We start from the raw sequence: 15,059 nt of genomic DNA, 5'->3' as shown, positions 1-15,059 counted from the left end.
TGTCAGGCATCCTGCTGCATCTTCTGCGTTTCTCGCAAGCCAAGATACAGGCTGACGCACATGGCCAGAAGCACGATGGTGAACGGGAAACCGGTGCTGACGGCCATTGCCTGCAGCGCGGTCAGCGCTGTTGCGCCCCCAACCAGCAGAAGCACTGCTGCGACGACGCCCTCGAATGTGCACCAGAACACGCGCTGCGCGACCGGCGCGCTGGTCTTGCCGCCGGCTGTAATGGTGTCGATCACCAGCGAGCCGGAATCCGACGACGTGATGAAGAACACAAGCACGAGTATGATGCCGAGGAACGAGGTGAAGGTCGCCAGCGGCAGCGGTTGCAGCATCTCGAAGAGCTTGAGCTCGAGCGGCGCGTCCTTCACGGCGGCCGACGCGTCGGCGACCACTTGCGATATCGCCGTGCCTCCAAAGACGCCCATCCAAAGGATGCAGACTATGGTGGGTATGATGATCACGCAGAAGATGAATTCGCGCACCGAACGCCCGCGCGATACGCGCGCGATGAACATGCCGACGAAAGGCGACCAGGAGATCCACCAGGCCCAGTAGAACGACGTCCAGCCCTGCGAGAAGTTTGTGTCCTCGCGTCCGAAGGGCATGGAAAGCGGTATGATCTCCCGTGCATAGGCCAGGCCGCCGGAGACAATCGCCGAGAAAATGTCGCCCGTCGGTCCGATTAGCATGACAAAGACGAGCAGCAGCGCCGCCATCGCGATGTTGATTTCCGACAGCAGCTTGACGCCGCCGTCGAGGCCGCGCAGCACCGAAATCAGCGCGATCACGGTGATCACTGCGATCAGCAGCACCTTGGCGAAGTCGCCGGTGCTCCATCCAAACAGATAGTTCATGCCCGCCAGCGCCTGCTGGGTGCCGAAACCGAGCGAGGTCGCCAGTCCGAACAGCGTCGCGAATACGGCGACTGTGTCGATGGTATGGCCCCACCATCCCCAGACCCGTTCTCCGAGCAGCGGATAGAAGGAAGACCGCAGGGTCAGAGGCAGGCCGCGATTATAGGAAAAGAATGCAAGCGAGAGGGCGACGACCGCGTAGATCGCCCAGGGATGCAGGGCCCAGTGATAGATCGTAGCGGCCATGCCCAGGTTGCGTGCCGCCTCCGGGTCGCCGGCCGCGGCGCCAAGCGGCGCCCAGTCGGAGCGCACCCCTTCCTCGAGCGCTGCGCCTCCGAGCGACGAATTGAAGTGCGATATGGGTTCGGAGACGCCGAAGAACATCAGCCCGATCCCCATCCCCGCTGCGAACAGCATCGCGAACCAGCCCATGTAGCTGTAATCCGGTTCGGCGTCAGGCCCTCCGAGGCGAATCTTTCCAAGCGGCGAAATCATCAACACGATACAGAACAGCACGAAGATGTTGCCGGCTGACAGGAAGAACCAGTCGAAGTTCTGCGTCAGGAAGTTGCGAAGCCAGACAAAGAATTCGGATGCGCTGTCCTGAAACATCAGCGTGAGGATCACGAAGGCGACGATCGAGATGCTGGAGATCATGAAGACCGGATTGTGAATATCAAGACCGAAAGGCGTGATATTGTCCTGGCCGATCTCGTAATCGGTCTCGATAGCATCGGGCGCTTCTTCGATTGAAATGTCGACATTGTCTGCCATGACAGGCCTCTCCCGTATTCATCCCTGTATCGGCTGCTGCGGGTCCCGAGTGAGTGGAGCCTGCCCTTTCATCGCGAGGATCAGGCGTTTTCGAGGCCCGGCGGAGATCGTCTTGCATCGCCGAATTGGCCAAAAGGCTAACATCTTAAAGTATTTAGCGAAAGTCTACGCGCCAGATCGCATGTGGACCGGCCCCGCAAACCCATGCGATACCGGCGTTTTGCGCGTCTACAAAATTGACTGCGCTGCTTGCAATCGGTCGCCAAAGCTTCGATAGAAGCGGTTCCCTGAAGACTGCAAGGACATGGCATTGACCCGCAAAGAGGCCCTCGAAGGAACGCTTGAATACCCCTTTGCCGAAGCTCCCGACGAAGGCGAACTTGTCGAAATGGCGCCGGGTTTGCTTTGGACCCGCCTCTCGCTTCCGTTTCGTCTCGATCATGTGAACATCTATTTTCTTGAGGACGGCGACGGTTGGGCGATCGTCGATACCGGGCTCGGTATAGGGTCCACGCAGGAGGCTTGGGAGACGCTTGCCGCCGGGCCATTCGCCGACAGCCATTTTACGAGACTGATTGTAACTCACCACCACCCGGATCACATTGGCCTCGCGGGCTGGCTCTGCGAACGGTTCAACATCCCTGTGCTGACGAGCCAGACGGCATGGCTCGCATGTCTCAATATATCGCTGAGCCCCGGCGCCCTCGACGCCAAGCCCTATCGCGATTTCTATCTCCGGCACGGTCTGGACGCAGAGACCACCGAAATTGTCGCAACCAGCGGTCACGGATATCTGAAGCTGGTCAGGCCGCTGCCGCCGACCTTTCGCCGTCTTATCGCAGGCGATACGCTCAGGATCGGGTCGCGGGAATTTTCGGTGCTTAGCGGCGAAGGCCATGCGCCGGAGCAGCTCATGCTATGGTGCAGGGAGGAAGCCCTGTTCCTCGCCGCCGACCAGGTTCTTGCCAGGATAACCCCGAATATCGGCGTGTGGGCGGTCGATCCGGATGGTGATCCCCTGGGTCTGTTCATGCGCTCGCTTGGCGCTCTGAAGTCCGACGTGCCGGATGACGTGCTCGTTCTGCCCGGTCACCAGCTTCCGTTTTACGGTCTGCACACACGGATTGACGAACTCGTCGCTCATCACGACGAACGCTGCGCGGTGATCGCCGCGGCTTGCTCAAGTCAGGCGAGATCGGTCGCCGATCTCGTGCCAATACTCTTTACCCGAAAGCTTGACGCGCATCAGTTAAGCTTCGCCTTCAGCGAAGTTCACGCCCACGTCAACGCGATGGTCGAGCGCGGTGAACTCGTCTGGCAAACCGGTGACGACGGTGTCCTGCGAACTGCCGCAGCGTAATCCTACTCCCCGGACAGCTTCAGTATCGGAACCGTCGATATCGCCATCTTGGCCGATCCGTCCTGAACCTGCCGGGCGTGCGATATATAGATCAGTGTGTTGTGCGCCTCGTCATAGATGCGCTTGACCTGAAGCGTCTTGAAGATGATCGAGCGTCGTTCCCTGAAGACGTTTTCGCCTTCCTCCGACATGTCGATATCGCCGATCGTTATCGGCCCGGTCTGCCGGCAAGCGATCGAGGAGTTGGAGGGATCCTCGAACCAGTTGCCCTTCTGCAGGCGGTCGATCAGTCCGCGGTCGAAATAGGCGATATGACAGGTCACACCCTCCACTTTCGGATCTTCGATCGCTTCGATGATGATATCGTTGCCAAGCCAGTCGACATCGACGTGACCGACTTCTTCGGCCTGCGATCCGGTCGCAACGGAGCCTGCCGACAGGATGGCGAGCATGACGAGGGCGATGAACTTTCGCATATCAATCTCCATGACGGGACGGCGCTTCATGTGGAAGACGCCGGACGCCGGGAATTGTTCCGGGCCCGCTACATGTAGGAAGCGCTTTCGGTTTCGCCAGCAGCGTTTCGGAGCCGGCCCAGGTGAGGCGGAAAAGATCAGGCGGATGGAACAGATCTCGCTTCGTCGACCGCATAGATCGGATCGGTAGGCCGCCGTTCCGAACATGTTCTCAGTGTCAGAAGGGACCGGTGGTAACGCCGTCCGGTCAACGCCGGACGGTGTATTTCCTTTCCAGCCGCATGGCGAGATAGGCGGCCGGTATGGAGACCAGCAGAAACAGCAGACCGACAAGGGTCATCGGCTCGAGATATTTGTAGTAGCTGTTGGAATAGATATTGGCGGCGTTGAACAGTTCGATGACCGTGATTGCGGCGAGCAGCGGCGTTTCCTTGAACATCGTGATCAGATAGTTGGCGAGCGGCGGGATCATCGGTGGAATAGCCTGCGGAAGGATCACGTAGCGCCAGGTCTGCCACGGATTGTAATTGAGCGAGCGCGAAGCCTCCCACTGGCCTTTCGGAACATTGTCGATCCCGGCGCGAAACACTTCCGATGTATAGGTGCTGAAGTGGAGCCCGAGGCCGATCACGCCGGCGGCCAACGGCGACAGGAAAAGGCCGAGGTCCGGCAGCACGTAGAACAGGAAATAGAGCTGGACGAGCAGCGGCGTGCGGCGGATGAACTCCGACATCCAGTACACCGTCAGAGCAAGGGGTCGGTTTTGCGAACGTTTCATGATCGCCAGAAACAGCCCCAGAACGTAAGCGACGGCGGCCCCCATGATGGTCGCCTCGACGGTGACGACCAATCCTCCGAGCAGCAGCGGAAGCACGTCCGCCGCAACGGTCCAGCTCCAGTTCATGACCGTCTCACTCCGGCAAGCGTGATGTGGCGTTTGCGCGCGATGCTGCGCGCAATGAAATCGGTGAATCCGACAAGAACCGAGGCGATCAGGAAATATATGACAAGGATCAGCAGGAACGGTTCCAGCGTCATCGCAGTCTGTGCGCGTATGATCTGCGCGACGAAGGTCAGATCGGCTATGGTGATCAGCGAAGTGACCGCCGTCAATTTCATCAGTTCGATCAGCAGGTTCCCGAAAGGCGGGATCATCATCGGAACCGCCTGCGGGATCAGCACGTATCGATACCGTTGATAAACAGTGTAGTTCAGCGCCGTACTGGCCTCATGCTGGCCTTTTCCGACCGATTGCACGGCGCCGCGCACCACTTCGGATCCGTAGCTGCCGAGATTGAACCCGCAGGCGATCACGCCCGCAGTAAAGGGGGACAGCGTCAGGCCGAGCAGCGGCAGCACGTAAAACATGAAAAACATCTGCACGAGCGCCGAGGTGCCGCGGAAGAATTCCAGATAGATCGTCGCCAGCACGCGCACGGACCTGGAGCGAGACAGGCGTGACAGGCCGACGACGAAGGAGATGACGAGAGCGAGAATTGCACTGACAACCGTCAGCTTGATGGTCATCCATGCGCCTTCGATCAGCAGTGGTGTGAATTCGAGTATCTGGCCCATCGGATCGCCCTGGAGGGCTGCTCCCGCGAGGGAGCAGCTGCGGTTTCGGAGTTGCGGTCAGGCTTAGTTGCCGGGACAGAAATCGTCGCGTTTGACCTCGAATGTCGCCTCGGCCGAGAACCCGTAGGGCTCGATGATCGAGGCGAATTCGCCGCTTTCCTTGAGTTCGGCCAGCGCCATGTCATAGGCTTCCCGGAAAGCGGTGTCTTCCGGGTTGAATGCTGCGCCCGCACATCCGATCGGCACGCCCTTGACCGGCATCACCAGCTCCAGGTTGGGGTCATTGGTCTTCCTCAGGAGATCCTGTGTGCCTAGACCGGAAAGCGCAAAGACATCGACGCGGCCCTGCTGCAGCATCTTGATGCCGCTCGGCGGATCGGTGAAGACCTTGATCTGGTTCTGCTTGACGCCGCGCTCCTTGGCGTAGAGTTCTTCGGCGCAGCCCGCGCAGGTGGTCATCGTCACGTCCGGATTGGCGGCAATGTCTTCATAAGTCTTGATATTGTGCGGGTTTCCCTTGGCGACGGCGAAGGCCTCGGCGCCGCAAAGATCGGGTTCGGAATAGATAATGGATTCGCACCGGTTCGGCTTGATATAGAGACCGGACGTCGCCATGTCGACGCGACGGGCGAGCAGGGCGGGAATCATCGATCCGTAGGGCACCACCTGGGCCTTGAGCTCCGGTACGCCGAGCTTTTTCATCACCGCCCGGGCGACGTCGGGCGCTGCTCCCGTCACATAGCCGTCGGCCTTGATGTCGCTGTAGGGCGGCTCGTTGGCGACCGCCACGGTGGCGAAGCCCTGTTTGCGCAGCTTCTCGAGCGTGTCGGCCTGCGCCGCCGCGCCAGCAGCCAGGCCTGCAACGGCGGTTACGACAAGTATTTCCAGTGGCTTTTTGAGAAATGACATAGTCATGGAAGGTCCTTTCGGTTGGTGTCGTTCAGGAGGATCGTTACGTGACTGTGATGAACTTGCTGAGGAAGTTGCGCGTTCTCTCTTCTTTCGGATGCGTGAAGATTTCTTCGGGCTTTCCGGCCTCGACGATCTTTCCCTTGTCGAAGAAAAGCACGCGGTCAGCGAAATCACGGGCAAAGTGCATTTCGTGCGTCACTGTCAGCATTGTCGTGTCGGAGTCGGCCGCCAGACGCCTGAGCACACTCAAAACTTCGTCGACAAGTTCCGGGTCGAGCGCCGAGGTCACTTCGTCGAACAGCATGATCTTCGGATCCATGGCGAGCGACCGGGCGATGGCGACGCGCTGCTGCTGTCCTCCGGAAAGTTCGTGTGGAAAGTGGTCCTGCTTGTCGCTGAGACCGACGAGCCCCAGCAGTTCCATGGCTTTTTCGCGCGCTTCGATCTTCGGCGTCTTGCGCACGAGGATTTGTGGCTGCTCGATATTCTGAACCGCGGTCAGGTGTGGAAATAGATTGAAGTGCTGGAACACCATCCCAATCCCGTCGCGCATCTTGTGGAGGTGGGCGTCGCTCGCTTCGACCAGACGCCCGCCCTTCTCCTCGTGCCACAGATAGTCCCCATCAACGATGATCCGACCGGAACTCAGCGTTTCGAGAGTCATGAGGATACGCAGGATCGTGGTTTTTCCTGAGCCGCTCGGGCCGATCAGCGCCAGCTTTTCACCTGGCTCGACATGCAGGTTCAGATCGTCGAGAACCTTCAGCTCGCCAAAGCTTTTATGAACGTTCTGGAATTCGATGATGTTCGCCATGACTGGACCTCGACCCCTTCTTCAGCGGGCAGAGGAGCATCGCAGCGCCGGCGATTTACGCCTGACGGAACTGGATTTTGCTTCGTCGATCGGGCCGCACGAAACCCTTTGCGCCAGCTTTGGGCGCATTGCAAAAGTAATAATGATGTTCCCCTTTACATCTCTTATTGGATGTGATGTTGAAAATCATCATAACAAAGCAATTTGCACCTAATGTGCAGCAAAACATGGCATTCTGAAAAAATAGCATCAAAAATTTTTAATATGTGAGAGAAAGAGAACGCGATGAACATTACGCCTTCGGATTTGATCATCTTGCGGATGCTTCAGGAAAACGCTCGGGAGCGGCTCGAGACAATCGCCTATGAAGCGGGGCTCTCCGTCGCCACGGCGCAGCGGCGCGTACGTGCGCTGAAGGACGCCGGCGTCATCGAGCGCGACGCTGCGATCGTGTCTCCGCAGGCTCTCGGCTACAACATGACCTTCATCATTCTCGTCGAGTTGGAGCGCGAACGCATCGATCAGCTAGACGCCTTCAGACGAAAGGTCAAACAGGAGTCCAGGGTTCAGCAGTGCTATTACATAACCGGCGAAGCCGATTTCGCACTGGTCGCGCTCGCCCGGGACATGGATGACTATCAGAGACTGACGCAGCGCCTCTTCTTCGATGACAGCAATGTCAAACGGTTCCGGACGTCGGTCGTAATGGACCGGACCAAGGTGGGCGTGGATGTGCCCGTCGAGGAGCCGGCGGAAGACTGATCGCCGTTTAGGCGGTTTCGATCTTCGGCGGCCGGTGGGCGGTGACAGGCGGGGGTTCTGCCTTATGGCGCTCGATCTCGACGAGACAGGACAGCGCCGCCGGCCCTTGGGCAAGTTCCGAGGTCGCCCTGTCGGCGGTGACGATGTTGACGTTGCCGTGCTTGCAGCAGGCCGGGGTCAGGGACTCGTCGAGGTCCAGCCATGCGCCGGTTGGCATCATGGCGACGCCGGGCAACACGTCCTCGCAAATGCGAACGCCGGCGAGGCATGACCCGCGGTCATTGAAGATCCGCGCTACGTCGCCGTCACGAAGGCCGCGCCTCGTTGCGTCCTGCTTGCTGATCACGCAGGCCTCTCGCCCGCCGATCTTGCCGTCAAGGCTGTGGCGCGCCTGGTCGAGCTGACTGTGCAGGCGCCGGGCCGGCTGGTGTGTCACGAGATGGATGGGCCATCGCTCCGCAAGGCGCGCGCCAAGCCATTCCACCGGCGGTGTCCAGGTCGGGTGCCCCGGATTGCCCCTAATGCCGAAGCCGGCGATCGTTTCGCTGAAGATCTCTATGCGCCCGGACGGCGTCGGGAGCGGGTGGGCGTCCGGGTCGTCGCGAAACGCCTTGAGCAATATGCAAGGGTCTTCTGGGGCGTCGAATGCAAAAAATCCGGCCTCCCGGAACGCTTCGAATGCTGGCATATGGACGCCCGTTTCGGCGAGGCCGTCGCGGGTGTGGTCGTAAAGGGATTGAAGCCACTCATCCTTGTCTTTGCCGCCGGTGAACGCCGCCTCCAGAGAATTCAGGCGGTTGTCCGGCGAGGTAAGCCGCGCAGCAAGCCCGGCGAATATGTCATGGTCGTCGCGCGCTTCGGCGAAGGGTGCGGCAATCGCTTTCGTGGCGAAGAGGTGGGTGTCGCGCGGCGAGCCTGCAATGTCGTTTCTTTCCGCCGGGAGTGTCGCCGGAAATACGATGTCGGCATGGCGCGCGAGCGGCGTCCAGTGCGGTTCGTGGACGATCACCGTTTCAGGCTTACGCCAGGCCTTGCGCAGTCTGTTCAAGTCCTGATGATGGTGGAACGGATTGCCGCCCGCCCAGTAGACCAGGCGGATGTCCGGATAATGCAGGGTCTGTCCATTGTAACGGAACTGCTGACCCGGATGAAGCAGCATATCGGCGATCCGCGCCACGGGAATGAACGCCGATACCGGATTGCGGCCTGTCGGCAGCGCGGCGAGCCGGACCGTCCGGCGGGTATTGCCGATGCTGTTGACGGCGCCGAGCCCCAGCGCGAAGCCCTCTCCCTTGCGTCCCACGCCGCCGAGCATCGCCGCAAGGACAACGGTCATCCAGTAGTTCATTTCGCCATTATGTTGACGGGTCAGCGACCAGCTTGCATTGACGACTGTCGGCTGTTTCGCCATGCGTCTGGCGAGGGCGCGGATCGTGTCCGCATCGACGCCGGTGATCACCGCTGCCCAGTCGGCGTCGCGCGCAAGTCCGTCCGTTTCGCCGCAAATGTAGGATTCGAACTTGTCGAACCCGGTGCAATAGCGCGTCAGGAAGTCCTTGTCATGTAGTCCTTCGCTTGTCAGCGTGTGGGCGAGCCCGAGCATCAGCGCGAGGTCCGTGTTCGGACGTATCGGCGTCCATTCGTTCGAATATCCCTCGTCGCGCGAGGGCGTGATGGAAACGATATGCGCGCCGGCCGCAACCGCGTCGGCGATGTCGCCTTTGTGGGTGTGACGCGCCACGCCGCCGGGATTGATCTGGCTGTTGCGCAGGGACACGCCGCCGAACGCCACAACGAGCGCGCGGGCTTCGCCGATCGCCCGCCACGACGTGTGATCGTTGAACAACTGGTCCAGCGGCGCCACGACATGCGGCAGCACCACTTCAGCCGCTGCGTAGCTGTAGGTGTTTCTAGAAGCGGTGTAGCCGCCAAACAGGTTGAGAAGCCGGCGAAGCTGACTCTGTGCGTGGTGAAACCTGCCGGCGCTGGCCCAACCATAGGAGCCTGCGTAAATCGCCTCGTTGCCGTAATCCGCCCGAATTCGGGTCAATTCGCGCGCGGCAAGGTCCAGCGCCTCCTCCCAGGACACGGCGACGAAGCTGTCTTGCCCGCGGTGGGCCGTGTCGCCGCGCTCGAGATAGCCCTTGCGGATCATCGGTCGTGCGATCCGGCAGGAATCGGAGAGCGTTTCAATGATGGAGTCGCCTATCGGCGACGGATCAGGATCGTCCTCGAAAGCCGCAAGGCTTTTTGCGCCGGTGGCGTCATTACGCGCGCGATAGGTCCCCCAATGCGTCGATACTAGGGGATCTCCGGATTGGGGCATGATCTCAGCGCGCCTCCGGCCCTTCCGTGATGAAAGCCAGGCATCGGCTTTCCGGTCCGGCGTCGAAACGGGCAAGCGCGGCGAATGACGCGGCGCCGCTGGGCGTTGTCGCAATTCCCGCTTCGGTTAACTGTTGCGAAGCTCTCTCCGCCTCGTCGTCCGTAATGGTGGTGAAACAGTCCGCATCCGTTTCGAGCGTGTCGAACGCGATCAGCGAGGCGTCCTTGCAGTCGAGCCGGCCCATATTGGAAAGCGGTCCGTCGGCGCGTGTGAGCGTTCCGGTTTCTACGCTGCGCAACAGGCATGGGGCCCGATCGGGCTCTACCACGACGATCGTCGGCTGTTGCTCCCAGAAGCTGCGGATGTGGGCGCTGATCGCCCCGGCGAATCCGCCGACGCCCGCCTGCAGAAAGACATGGCTTGGCCAGGAGCCGGAACGGTCGAACTCCACGCGGCATTCCTCGGCAATCACCGTGTAACCCTCCATCACCAGCGCCGGCCGTTCCACATACCCCTCCCACGACCCGTCGGCAAGCAGCAGCCACCCGTGACGGTCCGCCTGATCCGCGGCGTAGGAGACTGATTCTTCGTAAGTGCCATTCAATCGCTGGACCTCGGCGCCGGTTCGCCGGATGCGTTCTTCAAAGGCCGCCGGCGCGCTGGAAGGCAGTACGATGACTGCTTTCGCGCCGAAGTTGTGTGCGCCCGAGGCGACCGACAGTCCGTGATTGCCCGCGCTCGCCGTGATGAAGGTCATGGAGGCTGCAGCCTTTCTTCCCGCCTCGCTTTCTGCGTCGGCCTCGGCTGCGTCGCTGATCATCTGCGCGACCGCAAAGCCGCCGCCAAGCGCCTTGAAACTGCCGAGCTCCATCCTTTGCGATTCGTCTTTCAGCCACAGCCGGTTGATCCCGAGATCATCGGCTATCTCGGGAAGGTCCATTACCGTGGTCGGTTGGTATTCGGGTCGTCGTTCCACAAGCCGGGCGGGACGCTCGGCCGAGACCCGGAACATATAATCGCGCTGCCCGCGATCGTGGCGTTTCCTCGTCATCAGCATGTGCGCATTATGCAGTCATGATGCGAGAAAATTGCCCAATTTTTGGCCAAAGGCAGAGTTTTTTCTTGAGATTTCGCATAAAAATTGCGGTTTCCGGATCACTGCCACGGCCATTGCCGGGCGCAGGGATTTGGTTCGAAGAAAGTCCGAAACCCCGATTTATGCGGCTATCTTAGCTGATTTCCCGCTTCGGAATTCGCGCGGACACGGGTTGGGTTGGCGCGCTGGCCCTGTTCAGGGGGGTCATGATATTCATGACGGTTTCACGAAGCCATTGATGTGCGGAGCTGGCGGTTCTTCGGCGGTGCCAGATCATGCAAATGGTAACGGGATCCACCTTCATCGGCAGATTGTAGATCGACAGACCGATGCGCGGCCCGATGCTTTCGGCAAGCTGGTGTGGTATCAGCGCCACCAGGTCGCTCTTGGATACAGCGTTGTAGACGCCTGAAAAGCTTGGCGTGGACATGACCACGCGGCGTTCGCGCCCCATCTGCGCAAGCGCATCGTCGCCAAGGCCCCTCAAATTGCCCCGCATCGACATAAGCATATGTCCGAGACTGCAAAACAGGTCCATGGGGACCACGTCTCCAGGCAACACGCCGGCCTCGGCGAGCGCCGGATGGCCCTCCCGGGCGATCATCACATATTCGGTTTTGAACACCGGCACATACTCAACCCATTCGGGAAAATCCATCTTGGGTCTGAGCGTAAGGTCGATATGCACGTTTTCGAGATCGTTGACGCCTTCCGGATCCTGCAGTTCCGTCAACTGAATCCGCATATGCGGCGCATGGCTGGAAAGGATCTTCGCGAGCGAGGGCATCAACAGGTCACCGAAGAAATCCGTGCCGGAAATCATGAAGGAAACGCTCGATGTGGTGGGGTCGAATGCTTCCGCCCGCTTTAAAAGGGCGTCGAGATCCTCATACATGCGCTGAAGCGGCAACTCGAGGCTTTTGGCGAAATCCGTCGGGACGATTCGTTGCCCCTGTCGGATGAAGAGCGGGTCGCCGAGAGACTCCCGTAATCGGCCAAGAGCCGCCGAAACCGCCGGTTGCGACAATCCTACGCGCGCGCCCGCCTTGACGGTCGATCGCTCCTGTAGCAAAGCGAACAGGATGCGTAGCAGATTGAGATCAAGAGTCTGTATATTCATCAGATTAATATATTCTATATAATTAATTCATTTCCACAATTAATCCAGATTTTCTACTGATTGGCCGTGGTCGCGATGATCTGGTCGTCCATCTTGCGCCTCAAGCGACTGGATCGTGGTGGCCACTTCTCCTCTTTCCTGTTGTGCCGTCATCGTTGTCGCGCCCGCTCTATCATTGTTTTTTCAGTAGAAAATCACTCTGTTACCAGCAGTATGGACGGTAATTCAATCCCGCACAAGCGTACGGTTGCACAAAAGACACGCGCTCAAACCACGTAATGTGACAGTCATGGCGAAAGCTTGAACTCATGACTTTGCAGGCGCTTTAGTCGCCGCCCGGAGATCTTGTTTAAAGGACAACAGACGCAGAAACCTTCATCTTGACACGGGTGGGCTGATTGGCGTGGAAAGGCTAGGCCATTTGGAGTGGCGATTCGGCGGAGGGGGGGGGTGTTATATGAACGGTGGAAGACCACCAGTCGCCACCCGTTTTTACTATGGGTGGGTCGCGATCGCCGTCGCCTTTCTGACGCTTGGCATAGCGGTCAATGCGCGCACGGCCTTTTCGCTCCTGTATCCGCCGATTCTTGACGAGTTCGGTTGGGAGCGCGGCGTCACAGCCGCCATTTTCTCTGTCGGTTTCATCGCGTCGACGGCGTCCGTCCCTTTCATCGGCATGCTGATGGACCGTTACGGGCCACGCGTGATCCTGCCTGTCAGCGCGGTCGTGGTGGCGCTTGGCTACTACGCGGCGACCGTAGCCGGCACGCCCCTTGCATTCTACCTCAGCCTTGGCCTGCTGGCGACCGGCGGATCTATGCCGTTGGCCTATGTCGGGCATTCCATGTTTCTTCCGAACTGGTTCGTGCGCCGGCGGGGACTGGCGCTCGGCGTCGCCTTTTCCGGCGTCGGAGTACTGGCGCTCGGCCTATTTCCGCTGCTGCAGATCGTCATCGACACATCGGGCTGGCGCACCGCATGCGTCGCCATGGCGTGCACATTTATCATCGTGATCATCCCGCTCAACCTGCTGCTTCAGCGCGGCCGGCCGGAGGATGTCGGCCTTTCCGCCGACAATGGAGAGGCGTCCGACGGAGCGGATTCCGCCGCCGGCGGTCCCGTCATCGTCGACAAGGCCTGGGCGGAGCGTGACTGGACGCTGCCTGCAGCCATGAGAACACGGCGTTTCTGGTGGATCGCCGCCGGATATTTTCTGGCGCTCTACGCCTGGTATGCGGTCCAGGTCCATCAGATTCGGTTCTTTCTTGATGTTGGCGTCAATGCAAGGGAAGCGGCGTTCGCCTTCTCTCTTGTCGCCGCCGCCGGCGTAATCGGCCAGATTACAATCGGTCATTTCTCCGATCGTTTCGGCCGTGAGATCGGCTGGTGCGTCGCGGTTTCCGGTTTTTTGCTTTGTGCAATCGCTATGGTCGTCATGGAGAGCCATCCGAGCCGCTTGCTGCTTTATGCAGCGGTCGGTTGTCAGGGGTTGTTGGGATACGGTATAGCGTCGCTGTTTGGCCCGGTGACTGCCGAAATCTTCGCTGGAAGGCGTTTCGCCACAATCCTTGGCACTGTCGCCGTCATGGCCAATCTCGGAGCCGGAACGGGACCCTGGGTCACCGGGTATCTTTACGATCTGGCCGGCAGCTACACTGTCGGTCTATGGGTTGTCGCCATCGCCTGCCCGCTGTCGATGCTGTGCATCTGGATTGCGGCGCCACGCAAGGTGCGCCGCGTGGCGGGCGCCACCCGGCGGTCCGCCCGGTGACGCCTGCGCGCCTGTAGAAATTGCAGGAGGAAGCCGCGCAGCGTGCAGGGCTCTCGCCCCTAAGCCTGCTGCACCAGCATGGCGCGGGCTTCCTCCATGGCAAGCGGCCGCGGCCGCTCGCATCCTGTTGTTATCGTGACGAACTCGCCGGTCTCCCCCGATTTCAGGATCGAGGTCATGATGTCGATCACGTGCAGCGCCAGTTCGAGCGAACAGCGGTGCGGTCTGCCCTCCAGAATGGCGAGCGCCATGTCGGACAGCCCGGCCGTGCGATAATTGGCGAGCGGTCCCAGGCTGTGGTGTTCCTGATTGGGAACTGAAAAGGGGTGGTCGTAGGCTTCCAGCGGGCTCACCGGCTCGGTCCCTTCGGTCATGGACAACGCCCCGCCGAAGAAATTGGGATCGGGAACATAAAGCGTGCCCTTCTCGCCATACAGTTCGATATTGCCGTGTTCATGGCTCCACACGTCCCAGCTGGCGCCAAACGTCACCACCGCGCCGTTGGCGAATTGCAACAGCGCGTGGATTGTCGTCGGCGTTTCCACGGGAATGGTTTCACCGGCGCGCGGCTCGGAGGAGATCGTCCTGCGCCGGCTCGGCGCGGCGGTCAGCGCCGCGACCTTCTCCACCGGTCCGATGAGCTGAACAAGATCGGTGATGTAGTACGGGCCGATATCGAGGATCGGTCCGCCGCCTTTCTGGTAGAAAAAGTCCGGATTGGGATGCCAGTGCTCCATGCCGTGATTCATCACGAAAGCCGTGCCGCCAGTGATTTTGCCGATCGCGCCGCTGTCGATCAGGTGACGGGCGTGCTGGTGCGCGCCGCCCAGAAACGTGTCGGGCGCCGATCCGATGCGCAACTTCTTGTCGTCGGCCAGTTTGGCCAGGGCGAGGCCTTCATCGAGCGACAGCACGAAGGGCTTTTCCGAGTAGACATGCTTGCCGGCCAGCAGCGCCGCCTTCGACACGTCGTGATGGGCCGCGGGGATGGTCAGGTTGACGACGATGTCGACATCGGCGGCGCCCAGAAGCTCCTCAAGGGAATTATCGCGCACATCGAATTCAGCGGCGCGCTGGGCTGAGGCCTTCCGGTCGATATCGGCGCACGCCACCACCTCGACGCCACGAAACAGCGGGGCAAGGCTGAAATAGGCCTGAGAGATATTGCCGCAGCCGACAATGCCGACGCCGAGTTTTTTTTCCTGCATGG

Annotated in this window: 13 protein-coding genes; 3 read left to right on the top strand and 10 right to left on the bottom strand. The window is 60.2% G+C overall.

What is annotated here, in order from left to right; genetic code table 11:
• Positions 1-2 precede the first annotated feature (2 nt).
• A complete protein-coding gene (locus AAFN47_RS22690) occupies positions 3-1,637 on the bottom strand; it encodes a BCCT family transporter (protein ID WP_499811543.1) in 1,635 nt (544 codons plus the stop codon).
• Between the two features lie 310 nt (positions 1,638-1,947).
• Here AAFN47_RS22690 and AAFN47_RS22685 point away from each other — a divergent pair, with 310 nt between their 5' ends.
• On the top strand, positions 1,948-2,997 hold the full coding sequence (locus AAFN47_RS22685; protein WP_499811542.1) for an MBL fold metallo-hydrolase: 1,050 nt from the start codon (positions 1,948-1,950) through the stop codon (positions 2,995-2,997).
• Positions 2,998-2,999: 2 nt separating this feature from the next.
• Here AAFN47_RS22685 and AAFN47_RS22680 read toward each other — a convergent pair whose 3' ends face one another.
• The 5 genes from AAFN47_RS22680 to ehuA all read right to left on the bottom strand — a co-directional run bounded on the left by AAFN47_RS22680 (position 3,000) and on the right by ehuA (position 6,774).
• On the bottom strand, positions 3,000-3,449 hold the full coding sequence (locus tag AAFN47_RS22680; RefSeq protein WP_499811572.1) for a CreA family protein: 450 nt from the start codon (positions 3,447-3,449) through the stop codon (positions 3,000-3,002).
• Between the two features lie 271 nt (positions 3,450-3,720).
• Entirely contained in the window at positions 3,721-4,377 is a 657-nt protein-coding gene (gene ehuD / locus AAFN47_RS22675) for an ectoine/hydroxyectoine ABC transporter permease subunit EhuD (RefSeq protein ID WP_499811541.1), read from the bottom strand.
• Positions 4,374-5,048, bottom strand: coding sequence for an ectoine/hydroxyectoine ABC transporter permease subunit EhuC (ehuC, locus tag AAFN47_RS22670; protein ID WP_499811540.1), 675 nt, complete (start codon positions 5,046-5,048; stop codon positions 4,374-4,376). Before ehuC ends, ehuD begins: the two co-directional genes overlap by 4 nt.
• Before the next feature lie 63 nt (positions 5,049-5,111).
• Positions 5,112-5,957 (bottom strand): ectoine/hydroxyectoine ABC transporter substrate-binding protein EhuB, encoded by an 846-nt coding sequence (ehuB, locus tag AAFN47_RS22665; RefSeq protein ID WP_499811571.1) that lies wholly within the window; start codon positions 5,955-5,957, stop codon positions 5,112-5,114.
• A gap of 43 nt (positions 5,958-6,000) precedes the next feature.
• Entirely contained in the window at positions 6,001-6,774 is a 774-nt protein-coding gene (gene ehuA / locus AAFN47_RS22660) for an ectoine/hydroxyectoine ABC transporter ATP-binding protein EhuA (protein WP_499811539.1), read from the bottom strand.
• A 285-nt stretch (positions 6,775-7,059) separates the two neighbouring features.
• Between ehuA and AAFN47_RS22655 the strand changes: the two genes are divergently transcribed.
• Entirely contained in the window at positions 7,060-7,536 is a 477-nt protein-coding gene (locus AAFN47_RS22655; protein WP_499811538.1) for an Lrp/AsnC family transcriptional regulator, read from the top strand.
• A gap of 7 nt (positions 7,537-7,543) precedes the next feature.
• Here AAFN47_RS22655 and AAFN47_RS22650 read toward each other — a convergent pair whose 3' ends face one another.
• The 3 genes from AAFN47_RS22650 to AAFN47_RS22640 all read right to left on the bottom strand — a co-directional run bounded on the left by AAFN47_RS22650 (position 7,544) and on the right by AAFN47_RS22640 (position 12,078).
• A complete protein-coding gene (locus AAFN47_RS22650; RefSeq protein WP_499811537.1) occupies positions 7,544-9,862 on the bottom strand; it encodes a molybdopterin-dependent oxidoreductase in 2,319 nt (772 codons plus the stop codon).
• 4 nt (positions 9,863-9,866) lie between these two features.
• On the bottom strand, positions 9,867-10,913 hold the full coding sequence (locus tag AAFN47_RS22645; protein WP_499811536.1) for a diaminopropionate ammonia-lyase: 1,047 nt from the start codon (positions 10,911-10,913) through the stop codon (positions 9,867-9,869).
• A 178-nt stretch (positions 10,914-11,091) separates the two neighbouring features.
• On the bottom strand, positions 11,092-12,078 hold the full coding sequence (locus AAFN47_RS22640; RefSeq protein WP_499811535.1) for a LysR family transcriptional regulator: 987 nt from the start codon (positions 12,076-12,078) through the stop codon (positions 11,092-11,094).
• 457 nt (positions 12,079-12,535) lie between these two features.
• Between AAFN47_RS22640 and AAFN47_RS22635 the strand changes: the two genes are divergently transcribed.
• Positions 12,536-13,849, top strand: coding sequence for an MFS transporter (locus AAFN47_RS22635; RefSeq protein WP_499811534.1), 1,314 nt, complete (start codon positions 12,536-12,538; stop codon positions 13,847-13,849).
• Between the two features lie 59 nt (positions 13,850-13,908).
• Here AAFN47_RS22635 and AAFN47_RS22630 read toward each other — a convergent pair whose 3' ends face one another.
• Positions 13,909-15,057 carry a Gfo/Idh/MocA family protein gene (locus tag AAFN47_RS22630; protein ID WP_499811533.1) on the bottom strand — a complete coding sequence of 383 codons (1,149 nt, stop codon included), beginning with the start codon at positions 15,055-15,057 and terminating at the stop codon, positions 13,909-13,911.
• Positions 15,058-15,059: the final 2 nt, after the last annotated feature.

The organism is Hoeflea sp. CAU 1731 (assembly GCF_039888615.1).
Classification (GTDB): Bacteria; Pseudomonadota; Alphaproteobacteria; order Rhizobiales; family Rhizobiaceae; genus Flavimaribacter.
This window is presented reverse-complemented; position numbering and strand designations above follow the sequence as displayed.

Coding starts and splice junctions, on each gene's coding strand:
- ehuD (WP_499811541.1), bottom strand. CDS start 4,377: ATGAACTGGAGCTGGACCGTTGCGGCGGACGTGCTTCCGCTGCTGCTC.
- AAFN47_RS22650 (WP_499811537.1), bottom strand. CDS start 9,862: ATGCCCCAATCCGGAGATCCCCTAGTATCGACGCATTGGGGGACCTAT.
- AAFN47_RS22655 (WP_499811538.1), top strand. CDS start 7,060: ATGAACATTACGCCTTCGGATTTGATCATCTTGCGGATGCTTCAGGAA.
- ehuA (WP_499811539.1), bottom strand. CDS start 6,774: ATGGCGAACATCATCGAATTCCAGAACGTTCATAAAAGCTTTGGCGAG.
- ehuB (WP_499811571.1), bottom strand. CDS start 5,957: ATGTCATTTCTCAAAAAGCCACTGGAAATACTTGTCGTAACCGCCGTT.
- AAFN47_RS22635 (WP_499811534.1), top strand. CDS start 12,536: ATGAACGGTGGAAGACCACCAGTCGCCACCCGTTTTTACTATGGGTGG.
- AAFN47_RS22690 (WP_499811543.1), bottom strand. CDS start 1,637: ATGGCAGACAATGTCGACATTTCAATCGAAGAAGCGCCCGATGCTATC.
- AAFN47_RS22630 (WP_499811533.1), bottom strand. CDS start 15,057: ATGCAGGAAAAAAAACTCGGCGTCGGCATTGTCGGCTGCGGCAATATC.
- ehuC (WP_499811540.1), bottom strand. CDS start 5,048: ATGGGCCAGATACTCGAATTCACACCACTGCTGATCGAAGGCGCATGG.
- AAFN47_RS22680 (WP_499811572.1), bottom strand. CDS start 3,449: ATGCTCGCCATCCTGTCGGCAGGCTCCGTTGCGACCGGATCGCAGGCC.
- AAFN47_RS22645 (WP_499811536.1), bottom strand. CDS start 10,913: ATGACGAGGAAACGCCACGATCGCGGGCAGCGCGATTATATGTTCCGG.
- AAFN47_RS22640 (WP_499811535.1), bottom strand. CDS start 12,078: ATGAATATACAGACTCTTGATCTCAATCTGCTACGCATCCTGTTCGCT.